Below are 13,023 nucleotides of genomic sequence, written 5' to 3' on the forward strand. Positions count from 1 at the left end.
CCTGTAGGGCGCTTCGGCGGCCGTATGCCGATGGCCATCGGACGGGCTCAGACGACTGACTGGCGCCCTGCCCGGCGTCCCTGCCGGCATGGAGAACCCGGAAGACCCTGGCCGTCGGCACCCGCCAGTCCACGAGCACCTGCCGCGCGACGCCACCGTCCTCTCCGACGCGGCGCCCAGGCTCTCCGCCGGCCATCTCACGGGCTAACACAACTGCTGCACGCCCGCGACCGCGAGGTGCTCACAGCCATACGCAGCGACGACAGCCCCCGTACGTCCCACGTTCCACGACGCGCCGTGCCGCGGTACTCACTGACGCGACGCTCGCCGCCGCCCGCAACCGACCTTGGAACGAAGGTGAACTGACCAGATGAAACTCGGCTTCCTCACCGCGTGCCTGCCCAGTCTGTCGCTCGACGAGATCGCCGCCTGGGCCGCGGAACACGACTACCAGGCGCTGGAGGTGGCCACCTGGCCTGCCACCGGCTCCCGCGACTCGGCAGCCGCCCACCTCGATGTGGCCCGCTTCGGCGAGGCCGACGCCGACCGGGTGCGTGCGCTCTTCGACCGGCACGGCCTCGAACTGTCGGCCTTCGCGTACTACGAGAACAACCTGCACCCCGACGAGCACCGCCGCACCGAGATCGCCGCGCACCTGCGCCACAACATCGATGCCGCCTCCCTGCTCGGCGTGCCGTACGTCGGCACCTTCGTCGGCCGCGACCCCGGCCGCACCGTCAAGGAGAACATCGCGCTGGCCGAGAAGGAGCTACCGCAACTCGTCGACTACGCGAACGAACGCGGCGTGAAGATCATCATCGAGAACTGCCTCATGGCGGGGTGGCACCCGGACGGCTACCCGGGCAACCTCGCCTACTCCCCGGAGCTGTGGGAATGGATGTTCTCGCTCGGCCTCTACCTCAACTACAACCCCTCGCACCTCATCTGGCAGGGCATCGACCCCGTCGAGGCGCTCCGCCCGTACGTCGACCACATCCCGCACGCGCGGGCCAAGGACACCCAAATCGACCCGGTGCGCCGGAACCGCCACGGCATCTTCGGCAAGAGCATCGAGCGTGACGACCCGTGGGACGGCAGCTGGTGGCCGCACCGCATCCCCCGACTCAGCGACATCGACTGGCGGAGCATCGCCGGCAGCCTCGAGTGGGACGACCCGTGGGACAACGGTTGGTGGCGACACCGCATCCCCGGCCTTGGCGACATTGACTGGCGGTGCATCGTCGACACCCTCTATGAAGGCGGCTTCACCGGTGTGTTCTCCGTCGAACACGAGGACCCCGTCTGGAGCGGCGATGAGCAGAAGGCCAAAGACGGCCTGCGCATCGCCCACCGCACCCTGCGCCCGCTCATCCTCACCTGACGCGCAGCTGACGCCCCGCTGACGCTCAGCAGGCATCCGCGACCGCGTCCACCCAACTGACCAACGACTCCCCAGCGGGCATCGCAGCTCCGAGAGTGCTCAACTGCCGTTGCCATCACGGCCCGTACCCCCCACTGCCGTGCCCCTCGCACGGTTGCCGACTGGCCTGGAGGCCATCGCTATGCGTAGACCCCCCACTTTCCGGAAACTCGTTCAACTGCTGATACCCACCGTGGCTGCGGCCGGCCTGGGGCTCACGATGCTCGCCCCCAACGGCGGGGCGGCACCGGTCGGCACCGAGGCACCCAAGCCGGCCCCGAGGTCGGCCCTCGCCCCCAAGCCCGCGTCCGCCACCGTGCTCGCCGCCGATCTCGCCGCCGATCTCGCCTGTCTCAGGTCGGGAGCGGGGAATGGCGGTAGACCGTGTCGGTGTCGATACCGGGCAGGGGGATGCCCTGGCGGTGCTGGCGGCTTTCTGCACCATGGCGGCAGGACCCGGTCGGGCGCCACAACGCCGTACAGCCATAGGGCCGGGGCGGCGCGGAAGTCGAAGGTGTGGGGGCAGACCCGAACCGCCTGTGAGTAGGCGAGCCAGCGGCCGACTGAAGAATTCTCTGACCGATCTGGCACCGAGATCGTCGAAGTCCTCACGCCACTGGGCCTTTTCCAACCCGCCCCGCCACCGGGTTGGACAAGGCCCAGTGTGTCGCAAAGCGGCCGTCGGCGGCATGCCGGCAGACCCTCCGACGACGACCGCCGCTCCACCTACCGCCGCACGGCACACGATGTCCTGTGACCGGCCGCGGCCGGCGGCCGGGAGTCGGCGTGCGGCCGCCGCCACCCCGTCCCACGGCGGCACCGGTTCCCACAGGGCGGAACGCGCCGGTCGGCATTGCCCACCTCGCCCGCCACCGCGCCGCGGTGGAGCGGCCACTCCCCCTCGCTCGCCCGCCTACCTGAGTCCGGGGTTCCGCCAGGTCCTGTCCTCGAACGTAGGCGTCCCGTCAGGCCGGTTGGCTGGGCGCCCCGGAGGCTGTGCCGGGCGTGGTGGCGGTGTCGGGGGTGAGGGGGAGTGCGGCGACGAAGTGGGCTCCGGCAGCGGGTGGGGTGTCGTTGAAGGTGAGGGTGCCGCCGTGGTGGTGGGCGATTTCGCGGGCGATGGCCAGGCCGAGGCCGGTGCCGCCGCTGGTGCGGTTGCGGGAGGCGTCGAGGCGGGTGAACCGCTCGAAGATCCTTTCGCGGTGTTCGGCCGGAATGCCGGGGCCGTCGTCGCGGACTTCGATCAGGGCGGTGGCGTCGTGCGCGGAGACAGTGACCAGGACTCGGTTGCGGGCGTGGCGCTCGGCGTTGTCGAGGAGGTTGCGCAGGAGTCGTTCCAGCTGTCGCGCATCGCCTTGGACGGTGGCGTTGCCGCTGACTGAGCAGTCGATCTGGATGGAGGTGGGGGCGTGCCGGCGTGCCTGTGCGGCTGCTTTCCGGGCCAGGATTCCCAGTTCGACGGGGCGGGGGGCGGGCGGTGTGTGGTTGTCGAGCTCGGCGAGCAGGAGCAGGTCTTCGGTGAGCTGCTCCAGGCGTTCGGCGTCGCCGAGGGTGTCGCGGATGACGTCGTGCCAGTTCGTGTCGTCGGGGTAGTGCAGGGCCACTTCGAGGTCTGCGCGCAGCGAGGCCAGCGGCGTACGCAGTTCGTGGGAGGCGTCGGCGGTGAAACGCCGTTGCCGCTCGGCGGCTCGCTCCAGCCGGTCGAGGGTGTCGTTGGTGGTGGCAGCCAGGCGGGCGATCTCGTCGCGGCGGGGCGGGACGGGGACGCGCAGGCTCAGGTCGCGGCTGGTGATGGTGCGCAGGCGCTGCTGGATGTCCTCCACGGGGCGCAGGGCCCGTGCGGTGGTGGCCCAGACGATCAGCGCGACCAGGAGGACCGCTGCGGGAATGCCGAGGTACAGCACCTGGTCGACGGCGCCGACGGCCGCTTCGGCGTCCCGGGGGGTGACGAGAACGTGCAGGGTGAGGTTCTCGACGGGGGCGGTCGGCCTGCCGTCGAGCAGGCCACGGCCCCGGAAGGTCGAGGACATCACCCTGAAGTCGCGGTCCGCGAATTCTTCGCTGCCGGGCCGGGCTTCGCTGGTCACCGTGCCGAAGTGGAGGTCCCGCTCGATGATGACGGTTGGCCCTGGCAGGTCAGGGTGCACACCCAGGGGATCGGGTACGAAGGGCTCCAGGTCGGGGTCGCCTTCGACGAACCGGCCCGTATGGTCGACGATCACCCACGCGTCGGCGTTCTCGGAGAGGAACTGGTGGCTGTCGGCGCCGCGCTGGTAGCGCTGCTCGATGATGCCCAGGCTGAGGCTGGCTCGGTTGCGGGCATCGTTCATTTTCGAGGCGTAGACCTCGTGGCGGAGCCACCACGCGCCGACGGTGAAGGCCAGGGCAGCGGTGAGGGCCGCGGCCAGGGCGGCGCGGAGGCGGATCGGCAGGCGCTTACCGATCATCCGCATACCGATCACCGGTCATCGTCGACCAGCCGGTAGCCGACGCCACGCACTGTGTGGATGGTGGAGCGGCCGAACGGGATGTCGATCTTGCGGCGCAGGGCCCTGATATGGACGTCGATGATGTTGCTGGCGGCCTGGTGATGGGCGTCCCAGACCTGTTCCAGCAGGTCAGCGCGGCTGACCACGTCTCCGGCCCGGAGCCCGAGGTGGGCGAGGACGGCGAATTCCTTGGCCGTGAGCTCGATCTCGGTCTCGCCGCGGCGGCATCGCCGGGTGGCCGGGTCGAGGTAGAGGTCGCCGATCTGCACGGCAGGCTGGCGGGTGGGTCCGCCGCGGCGGATCAGGGCCCGTAGCCGGGCCAGGAGCACCACGTAGGAGAACGGCTTGGTCAGGTAGTCGTCCGCCCCGGTGTCGAGGGCCTCGGCCTCGTCGTACTCACCGTTCTTGGCGGTGAGCATCAGGACCGGGGTGCGGATGTCCTCGCGTCGCAGCTGGTCACAGACGCGGTACCCGTCCAGGCCGGGGAGCATGATGTCCAGGACGATCGCCTGGTAGGGCTGCTGCCTGGCCATCCACAGGCCGTGGCGGCCGTCATGGCACACATCGACGGCGTAGCCCTCGGACTCCAGGCCGCGACGGAGCACGGAAGCGAGGCGCTCCTCGTCCTCGACCACCAGTACGCGCATGCCGCAATCGTGCCATGCGCCCCTCTCTCCACATGAAGATCGCTTCATGTGGCTTCATCGCTGCTTCATGCCGGCTGGCTGACGGTGGACGCCCTGTCCGCGTCCTGCCAGGAGTGCCCGGTGTCCTCCCTCGCCCTGTTCCGCCCTCGCCTCCGCCGCCCGTCCGCGGCCCCGGTGCTTCCCCGCGGTGGCGAAGTCCAGCGGCGGCGCGTGGGTCGCCCACACCTGCTGGCAGCACTGTTCTTCACCGCCTACGCCGCCCTGTCGGTCACCAAGCACCTCCAGCTCCGCTCCACCGGCTACGACCTGGGCATCTTTGAGCAAGCCGTACGCGCCTACGCCGAGCTACGCACCCCGGTCTCGGAACTCAAGGGCGCCGGTTACCACCTCCTCGGTGACCACTTCCACCCGATCCTGGCCACCCTTGCCCCGCTCTACCGGCTCTTCCCGACCCCGCTGACCCTCCTCACCGCCCAGGCCGCGCTGCTCGCCGTGTCCGTCATCCCAGTCACCCGGCTGGCGATCCGCACCACCACCCCACGGCTCGGCACCGCGATCGGCATCGCCTACGGCCTGTCCTGGGGCCTCCAGAAAGCCGTCGCCTTCGACTTCCACGAAATAGCCTTCGCGGTCCCCCTGCTCGCCTTCTCCTTGGAACACCTGGCCCTGCGCCAGTGGCGCCCCGCCGCAGCCTGGGCACTCCCACTGATCCTGGTCAAAGAAGATCTGCCACTGACCGTCGCAGCGATCGGCCTCTACATCCTGCTGTCCGGCCGTCGCCGACTACTGGGTACCGCCGTACTGGCCTACGGCGTGCTGTCCGGCCTGCTGATCGTGCTGGTCGTCATCCCCGCGTTCAGCCCCGACGGCCACTACGCCTACCTCCACACCGCCACCCAGGCTACGGGCGGCAATCCCATCACCCGACTGCTCCTGCCGCCGCAGAAACTCGGCACGCTGCTCGCGCTGCTCGCCCCGACCGCATTCCTGGCCCTGCGCTCACCGCTGATCGTCCTCGCGCTGCCCACCCTCGCCTGGCGCTTCTGGTCGACCACCCCGGCCTATTGGGGGCTGGACCACCACTACAGCGCCGTCGTGATGCCCATCATCTTCCTCGCCTTCGCCGACGCACTGGGCAGGCTCAACCGGACCGGACTCGTCACCCGGGCCGTGGCTGTCAGTGTCGCGGCGAGCCTGCTGGCGCTTCCGTTCCTGCCGCTGCGGGACCTGGCCGGCCCCGCGTGGCGTCCCAGCCCCTGGGCCGGCGCGGCCTGCGAGGTCATGGCCGCCGTGCCGGACGGTGCCGAAATCGGAGCCGTCAACTACCTCGCTCCGCAGCTCACCTCGCGGGCCCACGTCTACCGGTTCCCGCAGGCCCTGGACAGCGGCACCAAACCGGAATGGCTGCTGATCAGCGACCCCGCCCGCGGCGGCATGCCGGGCTTCCCATGGGAGCTGCCCCGCCAGCCGGAGATTCCTTCACTCGGCTACCGCCTGGTCATGGAGCGATCCGGCATCCAGCTCTACCGGCTCGCCTACCGATGACGGCGGACCCAGGACCGGCAGCACCGCTATACCGCCATCCACCTCACCTCGCCACTCACCAGCACGACCTCCAGGGTGCGCGGCCCCGTGCACGGCCTCTACGCGGAGTGGTGGTCGGGGGATGAGCGTGATGCTGCGGTGGCCCTCAGCGCAGGGCGCCCGGGTGGCTCAACCCCCACCGCGCCGCGCGCCTCATGACCGGCTCGGCGGCGTGCCCCTCGGCGGGCTTGAGCACGTGCGGGCGGGCTGGCAGTCCTGTCCTGCGGTGCAACGGCGAATACCGGCGCCGACGGCGGCTTCGAGCTGCTCTTGCGCTCGGTCCGGTCGGGTTCGGGGGAGGGAGCGCCCTCGGGCCGGGGCGGCAGCAGCGGGCCGCAGTCCCACTGCTGGAAGATCAACGGCCACCAGAGCCCAGGGATCCGCCCTGGTCGGCGACCAGGAGGAGGATCGCGACGGGCGCCATGCCACCTGGCAGGCGGCCGATCAGGGTTCCCACCAGCAGGCGGGCGACATACCTCTGGCGAAACAGCGGACCGGAGCCGTTGTGGGAGCGGCGGGTGGTGGAGGCCAATGCGAACGGGGTGCTTTCCGTGATCGGGTCACCCCTGCGCTCGGGGTGCTAGCGGGAGCGGGCGGCGCCGGTGGGCGCGGACACTGCGGGGCCGGAGGGAGGCGTCGTGTCGAGTGCCGGCCGCGCGGGAGCGTTGACGAACTGAGGGCGCGGGGTGCGGTGCGGTGGCAGGACGGTGATGGTGGCGCCGAGGTCCTCGGCCGCGGAACGGACTTCGCGGGTGAGGAAGTCGAGTTGCCTGTCGAGGGCGTGGAGCCGGGCGGCGACCTGCCGGCCCTGCGCGGTTTCCAGGGCGTACGCGAACTTGCCACCGTATAGAGGAGTTCCTGCAGGCGGACCATCGGGCCGGCGTCGTATCCCTGTTGCGTGGCGCTGAGCAGCGCCTCGGAGACATCCCCGGCGGCGCGGGCCTCGACCACGTTCTGGAGCAGCTCTTGCAGGGCCACCTCTGGCGCGGGTGCTGGGCGGTTGAACCGTGAGGCGTCCGGGCGCAGGACTCCGGGCGGGACTGCTCGCGGCAGCGCCTGCCCAGCCGAGTACTCGTTGAGGTAGTGCCCGATCACTTCCCAGCCCGGCGCGTCCGGGTCTCCGGCGAGGGCGATCACGGTTGAGGTGTCGTCCTTGGCCAGGTAGGCGAGTGTGATGCGTCGGCCGTCGGCCGCGTACCACGACTCGATCAGGTTCAGCTCGCCCCGTCGCTGCGCGGCCTGGGCCATCTCGGTCCACAGCTGACGTTCCCCGTCGGTCAGCTCGGGTTCGCGCTGGTAGTGCTGGTCGGCGAGGTCGGCGAGGTCGGCGGCGAGGGAATCGAGCAGGGCTCGCAAGCGGTTGACCCCAAGGGCCGGCCGATAGCCCCGGACCAGACCATCCTCCGTTGTGCGGATCTCCATGAGGTTCACAGGTTCTCGAGGTGGGCGGACACGGTGGAGGTCGGGGTGTGCACGATGGTGTCGAACGCCTCCAGGACAGGGGTATGCAGGTAGGCGCTCTGTATCCGGATGCGGTCGGGGCCCGGAGCGAGGCCGACGCTCCCACCGGCCTCCCGGCGGGCCTGCTGAAGGTCTGCGATGCTGAGCCGGAGTTCGGCCTCGGCGAAGGCGGCTTCGATGCTGCCCGGCTCGGGCGGCTCCAGCGCCGTGGCCTCGATGGTGAAACCGAAGCGCGCGTTCTCGTCACGCGGCATGTCCGCGGTGTGACCGGTGGTACTCGTCAGGCCGAGGGCGACGTAGTCGTCCCCGAGTGCGCGGTGCAGGTGCTGTCCCATGGGGAGCCCGGTGAGGTGGCCATTGAAGGAGACCGGCGTTTTCTGGATGTGGGCGTTGTGCGCCACCAGTACGACGCGGGCCCCCGGTTCGAGGCGCTCGAGGTGCCACAGGACCGACTCTGCCATGTAGACATCCCGGGCCGAGGTGTCGGCGGTCAGCCCCTTGCCGACGAAGAGATCGGCCATGGCGCGGAAGGTGTAGTCGGCGTAGCAGGCGCCTTCGAGGCGGCGCAGGGCGATGTCGTAGCCGTGCTGGTCGCTACGGGAGACATACAGCGGTTCGAGGGAGCGGAACCGGATGAGCAGGCGCGTCAGGGTCGCGGTGAGGGTGTCCTGTTCAGTGGTGGACAGGCGCGCCCACGCGGGCGCGGCATCGGCAGCCGAGCCGCGGGCGAACGATTCAGCGATCTGCAGCGCGGTCTGGAGCGCGGGCAGGGTTTCGGGGTCGACCTGGCGCAGGTAGTCGGCGACCGGGGCCAGGGCGGGAAGCAGGGATCCGCCGGCCGCGGGGATGTCGATGCCGGCGAAGCGCACTGGTGGTGAGGCGGTGCGGTTGTGCCGGCGGATCCAGCGCAGCGGTTCGTCCACGCCCACGGGGATCGCGGCGGCGAGGTGGGCCGACAGTTCGTCGTCCGTTCCGTCCGCCTGAGCCCAGGCGTCGAGCGGGATGCCTTCGCTGAAGCCGTATTCGAAGGCCAGGGCAGTGAAGCCGCAGCGTTCGACGAGGAACCGCAGGATGCGCTCGCGCATGAGGGCGAACTCGTCGATGAAGTGGGAACTTTCGCCGACCGCGACGACGCGGGCAGCGCCGACGATGGCGCGCAGCGGCTCCAGTTCATCGAGCGGCGCCTCGGGGTCGAGGTGGGTGAGGGGGACGGCGTGGGTGCGCAGCCAGTCGGCGAACGGGTTGTGGGGCGGCGAAGCAGGCATGCTGTCAGCTCGATTCCGGAGTGCTGGAAAACTGAAACGGGAGTCGCAGGGTTCGTGGGTCGTCGAATGCCATCCGGAGAGTGGGCAGCAACCCGCGAGTCAGGGGCCGGGTCTTCTGTTGTTACAACGTGTAGGCCAGCGTGAGTTCTTGATACGTGCGCTCCATGGCGCGACCGGCGATCCCGGCGAGTTCGCCCGTCCCGGAGTTCGGGACGATGCTTCCCTCGCTGCTCTGGTCGGCTCCGTCGGCGACTCCCCAGTGCTGGATGACGAAGGTGCCCTGGCGGCCGTCGAGGGTGCCTTCGATGCGCTCCGAGGCGACGTACCCACCGCCGGCGCTGCCTTGAGCCGTGAGCACCTCGGCGACACCTCGCCCTTCGATCACGCCCTGGTAGTGCTTTCGGATCGTGACCCGGGTCAGTTTGGGGCCGTCGGCGCGCTCGTCGTAGACGCTCTCGTCGTACTCGACGATCTTGAAGGTGGCCTTGACGGTGCGTTCCACCTGCTGGTGGGTCATGATGGCTCGATTCTGGGATGTGGGGACGGTGACGTGCGGGGAAGCGAGTGGATCACCGGAGCGGGGGCGCGGCTTTCTCCAGGTCGTCGATGCTGCCGGACATGATCGTGCGGACATGTTCGGTGAGGTGCTGAAGCGGCCAGTCCCACCAGGCCAGGGCAAGGAGGCGGGCAGTGTCGGCGTCGCTGTAGCGGCGGCGGATGAGGCGGGCGGGGTTGCCGCCGACGATGCCGTAGTCGGGGACGTCCTCGACGACGACGGAGCCGGAGGCGATGATCGCTCCGTGACCGATCCGGACCCCGGGCATCACCGTGGCCCGGTAGCCGAACCAGACGTCATGGCCCACCACCGTGTCCCCTCGTCCGGCCAGACCGGTGATCAGGTCGAAGTGCTCGGACCAGGAACCACCCATGATCGGGAAGGGGAACGTCGAGGGGCCGTCCATGCGGTGGTTGGCGCCGTTCATGATGAACCGCACACCCTCGCCCAGCGCGCAGAACTTCCCGATGACCAGCCTTTCCGGCCCGTAGTGGTAGAGCACGTTGCGGGTCTCGAAGGCGGTCGGGTCATCAGGGTCGTCGTAGTAGGAGAAGTCTCCGACCTCGATCAGCGGCGAGGTGATCAGCGGCTTGAGCAGCACCACCCGCGGCTGCTGGGGCATGGGATGTACCACGGTCGGGTCGGCGGGAACAGGAGACATCACGAAGTGCTTCCTTGCTGTGGGAATGACGGTTGGCGTGGAGGATGTCGGGCCGTGGTGAAAGACGTGGCATTCATGCGCATGGCCAGCTGGCGTGGTGTCGCCCCCGGCTTCGCGCGGAGTGGTCAGGCAGGGTCGGAAGGGGTGGGAGGGGTGGAAGGGGTGGCCCACTCCACGAACTGGATGACAACTCCGTTCGGATCCTTGATCTGGAACAGCCGCTCACCCCAGGGCTCTTCACGCAGTGGCATGGTGATGTCGACACCCTCGGCGACGGCCTGCTCGGCATAGCCGAGGTGGCTGGTGAAGAACCGCTGGGACGCGGCGACGTCGTCGACGGTGAGCGAGACGGTGGATGCGGTGATCTGCAAGGCGGTTCTCCTCATGGATTCTTCGCGGGGCCTGTCGCCGCTGGTGGGCGAGGCGGTCGGGCGTGATCGTCGGTGGGGCGGGTCAGTGGCCGCCGCGTTTCGCGGCAGGCTGCGCGTGGCGGTCGGATCGTCGGGCACAGGCGGCATCCGCGCCGGAAACGTCAGGCATCGGTGATCGGCTGTCGTCCTCAGGGAGTGCCGAACCAACCGCTGAGCGCTTCTCGCAGCGCGGGTACGGCGCTGTCGGCTGGTTCGTCGATGGTCGCCGCCCAGGCGATGTGGGCGTCCGGGCGGATCAGCAGGGCGTCGGTCGGCCGATCGTCGGTTCTGGCGGTGTGGACCTCGACGCGCTCTTGCCATTCCTGGGCGGTCCCGCGGAGCTCCGGGCGGTCGGCGAGGTCCAGGAAGAGGGGTCGTGCAGTGTGCATGAGTTCGGCCACGCTGGTGGTGCCCTGGCCGGTGTGCAGCGTGAGGTCGGCTGCGAAGGTGCCCGCCAACGTGTGCTGGTGGGCGCCGGGCATCGGGTAGCGGATGTCGGATCCGGCGACGAGAGCTCCCATACGGCGCAACGGCTGCTCGTCCACGAGCAGTTCCTGGAGGACCTCGCGAAGCGCTTCGGCGGCCGGGTCGTGTCCGCGCCGCAGCGCCACCTGGGCTTGGGTGTGCAGCATGGTGCGGGCCCCGGCGAGATGGCGTTCGTCGTGGTAGGTGTCCAGCAGACCGGTCGGTGCCCAGCCGTGGACGTCGGCGGCCAGCTTCCAGGCCAGGTTGACCGCGTCGAGCAGGCCGGCGTTGAGTGCCACGCCGGTGGCGGGGAACAGATGCGCCGCATCGCCGGCCAGCAGGATCCGTCCGTCCCGGTAGCGCTCGGCCTGCCGGGCCTTGAAGGTGAACCGCGACAGCCGAAGCGGTTCCCCCAAGGGCAGGTCCGCGCCGAGCACGCGGCGGATGCTGCCCTGAAGTTCGGCCACGGTCATGGGGATGTCGTCGTCGTATTCGGTGCTCTCGTCTTCGATGGTGTAGAGGGAGACGACCTTGGAGTCCGGCGACGCACCGAGCCCGAACAGCCCCTGGCCGGTCCGAGTGAAACCGGCGCGGATCGCACCGAAACCGGGAACGTCGAGATCGCCGCTACCGAGCACGGTCACCGTGTCGGGCAAGGCGATCTGGGCCAGCCGGTTGACTTCCGGGTAGGTGGTGCCGGGGAACGGTATGCCGGCCCGATCGCGGACCCGGCTGCGTGCACCGTCGCACCCCACCAGGTAGCGGCCGGTCACCCGGTACGGCCCGTCCGGGCCACGCACATCCACGATCACTGCGGCGTTGTCCTGGCTCACCCCGGCCACCTCGTGTCCACGGCGGACGTCGGCACCGAGTTCGCCGGTGCGCTCCTCGAGCAGTCGCTCAAGCCGAGGTTGCGGCAGCGGGAGGGCGTGCATCGGCGGATCCGTCAGCCGGGTGAGGTCCAGATGCACACCGCCGAACGGGAACCGGGGAGCCGGGAGGGGGTCGGTGCAGGCCGCCGCGAAGCGCTTCAACAAGCCGCGGTATCGCAGCAGTTGGAGGATCTGCCCGCCGAGGCCACCGGCCTTGGGGGTGTTCCGGCGCTGCGGCGCTCGCTCCAGCACCAGCGGTCGCACACCGGCCAAACGCAGTTCAGCGGCCAACATCAGGCCGGTCGGGCCGGCGCCCACAACGATCACATCGGCGTCCATCACTGGCCACTTCTCTCGCAGTCTTTCGATGGCTGACTCGGTAGGTTGATCCGCACGGCACGGCACGGTCCGTGTCGAAATCGGGAGTGTGATCAACAGGCGGCCTTCTGTCAATACGGCACGTGCCGTGCCGCTAGGGTGGTGTCATGACCGATAGCCGCGCCAGTCGTCACGACAGCCGAACCGAAGCGATCATGAAGGCCGCACTCGACGTGGCCCTGGAAGTCGGCTATGCAAGGCTCAGCATCGAGGCGGTCGCGACCAGGGCCGGCGTCGGCAAACACACGGTCTACCGCCGCTGGTGCTCCCGTGGCCTGCTCTTCCTCGACGCGGTCCTCAGCCTGAACACCGAAGGTCTGAGCCACCCCGACACCGGCGACGTCGTTGCCGACCTGCGCGAGACGATGACCAAGGCCGTCAAGCTGCTGGCCCACCCCCCTTGGGGTCCGCTGTATCGGGCCCTCATCGGCGAAGCGCAGCACGATCCCGAGGTCGCCGCCGCGCTCAACCGGCGTTTCATCGAGCCGCAGACCGCCGACACCCTGGCACGCCTCAAGGCGGCCAAGGAGCAGGGGGAAATCGCGCCCGACTTCGACCTCGACCTGGCCTTCGACATCCTGTCCGGCCCTCTGTACTACCGACTCCTGATCACGCAGCAGCCGGTCACGGACGACTACATCGACTCTGTCCTACGAGCAGTCTTCGCCGGAATGAGCCCCAGAAGCCGGCCGGTCCGCCGCCGATCGTGATCACGTCCATCACGAAATCCCCCTTCGCCCCCCTGGTCAGGGAGTAGGGGAACAGCTTGCTGGGCGGAAGCCGGGGGCGGCAACGAGGAGTCCGGCAACGCAGCG

At 69.7% G+C, this 13,023-nt stretch carries 10 protein-coding genes and 1 pseudogene; 3 read left to right on the plus strand and 8 right to left on the minus strand.

Translation table 11 applies throughout. The features are described 5' to 3' along the window. The first annotated feature begins 370 nt into the window (after nucleotides 1–370). Nucleotides 371–1,381 carry a sugar phosphate isomerase/epimerase family protein gene (locus ADL29_RS12605; RefSeq protein ID WP_053923756.1) on the plus strand — a complete coding sequence of 337 codons (1,011 nt, stop codon included), beginning with the start codon at nucleotides 371–373 and terminating at the stop codon, nucleotides 1,379–1,381. Nucleotides 1,382–2,385: 1,004 nt separating this feature from the next. Here ADL29_RS12605 and ADL29_RS46015 read toward each other — a convergent pair. Together ADL29_RS46015 and ADL29_RS12615 are read right to left on the minus strand one after the other, a co-directional pair. Beyond that, nucleotides 2,386–3,867, minus strand: coding sequence for a sensor histidine kinase (locus ADL29_RS46015; RefSeq protein WP_063788458.1), 1,482 nt, complete (start codon nucleotides 3,865–3,867; stop codon nucleotides 2,386–2,388). Nucleotides 3,868–3,878: 11 nt separating this feature from the next. Beyond that, nucleotides 3,879–4,556 (minus strand): response regulator transcription factor, encoded by a 678-nt coding sequence (locus ADL29_RS12615; RefSeq protein WP_053923758.1) that lies wholly within the window; start codon nucleotides 4,554–4,556, stop codon nucleotides 3,879–3,881. Between the two features lie 48 nt (nucleotides 4,557–4,604). Between ADL29_RS12615 and ADL29_RS12620 the strand changes: the two genes are divergently transcribed. Then, a complete protein-coding gene (locus ADL29_RS12620; RefSeq protein WP_053923759.1) occupies nucleotides 4,605–6,101 on the plus strand; it encodes a DUF2079 domain-containing protein in 1,497 nt (498 codons plus the stop codon). A gap of 619 nt (nucleotides 6,102–6,720) precedes the next feature. Here ADL29_RS12620 and ADL29_RS40900 read toward each other — a convergent pair. The 6 genes and pseudogenes from ADL29_RS40900 to ADL29_RS12645 all read right to left on the minus strand — a co-directional run. Further along, nucleotides 6,721–7,475: pseudogene (locus ADL29_RS40900) on the minus strand (hypothetical protein); the annotation flags it as partial. A 92-nt stretch (nucleotides 7,476–7,567) separates the two neighbouring features. After that, nucleotides 7,568–8,866 carry an erythromycin esterase family protein gene (locus ADL29_RS12625; protein ID WP_053923760.1) on the minus strand — a complete coding sequence of 433 codons (1,299 nt, stop codon included), beginning with the start codon at nucleotides 8,864–8,866 and terminating at the stop codon, nucleotides 7,568–7,570. A 121-nt stretch (nucleotides 8,867–8,987) separates the two neighbouring features. Then, on the minus strand, nucleotides 8,988–9,383 hold the full coding sequence (locus ADL29_RS12630; RefSeq protein ID WP_053923761.1) for a DUF3224 domain-containing protein: 396 nt from the start codon (nucleotides 9,381–9,383) through the stop codon (nucleotides 8,988–8,990). 52 nt (nucleotides 9,384–9,435) lie between these two features. Beyond that, on the minus strand, nucleotides 9,436–10,083 hold the full coding sequence (locus ADL29_RS12635; protein WP_053923762.1) for a CatB-related O-acetyltransferase: 648 nt from the start codon (nucleotides 10,081–10,083) through the stop codon (nucleotides 9,436–9,438). Between the two features lie 125 nt (nucleotides 10,084–10,208). Further along, nucleotides 10,209–10,454: a VOC family protein gene (locus ADL29_RS12640; protein WP_053923763.1), complete on the minus strand. Its 246-nt coding sequence runs from the start codon at nucleotides 10,452–10,454 to the stop codon at nucleotides 10,209–10,211. 188 nt (nucleotides 10,455–10,642) lie between these two features. After that, nucleotides 10,643–12,169, minus strand: coding sequence for an FAD-dependent monooxygenase (locus ADL29_RS12645; protein WP_053923764.1), 1,527 nt, complete (start codon nucleotides 12,167–12,169; stop codon nucleotides 10,643–10,645). A 146-nt stretch (nucleotides 12,170–12,315) separates the two neighbouring features. On the opposite strand from ADL29_RS12645, the gene ADL29_RS12650 reads away from it, so the two are divergent. Then, nucleotides 12,316–12,918, plus strand: coding sequence for a TetR/AcrR family transcriptional regulator (locus tag ADL29_RS12650; protein ID WP_053923765.1), 603 nt, complete (start codon nucleotides 12,316–12,318; stop codon nucleotides 12,916–12,918). Nucleotides 12,919–13,023 lie beyond the last annotated feature (105 nt).

It is taken from the genome of Streptomyces chattanoogensis (assembly GCF_001294335.1).
GTDB classification, from domain to species: domain Bacteria; phylum Actinomycetota; class Actinomycetes; order Streptomycetales; family Streptomycetaceae; genus Streptomyces; species Streptomyces chattanoogensis.

Bases quoted from the DNA above. Each gene is read 5' to 3' on its own strand.
- ADL29_RS12635 (WP_053923762.1), bottom strand. From the start codon at position 10,083: ATGTCTCCTGTTCCCGCCGACCCGACCGTGGTACATCCCATGCCCCAG.
- ADL29_RS12605 (WP_053923756.1), top strand. From the start codon at position 371: ATGAAACTCGGCTTCCTCACCGCGTGCCTGCCCAGTCTGTCGCTCGAC.
- ADL29_RS12615 (WP_053923758.1), bottom strand. From the start codon at position 4,556: ATGCGCGTACTGGTGGTCGAGGACGAGGAGCGCCTCGCTTCCGTGCTC.
- ADL29_RS12650 (WP_053923765.1), top strand. From the start codon at position 12,316: ATGACCGATAGCCGCGCCAGTCGTCACGACAGCCGAACCGAAGCGATC.
- ADL29_RS12630 (WP_053923761.1), bottom strand. From the start codon at position 9,383: ATGACCCACCAGCAGGTGGAACGCACCGTCAAGGCCACCTTCAAGATC.
- ADL29_RS46015 (WP_063788458.1), bottom strand. From the start codon at position 3,867: ATGATCGGTAAGCGCCTGCCGATCCGCCTCCGCGCCGCCCTGGCCGCG.
- ADL29_RS12625 (WP_053923760.1), bottom strand. From the start codon at position 8,866: ATGCCTGCTTCGCCGCCCCACAACCCGTTCGCCGACTGGCTGCGCACC.
- ADL29_RS12645 (WP_053923764.1), bottom strand. From the start codon at position 12,169: ATGGACGCCGATGTGATCGTTGTGGGCGCCGGCCCGACCGGCCTGATG.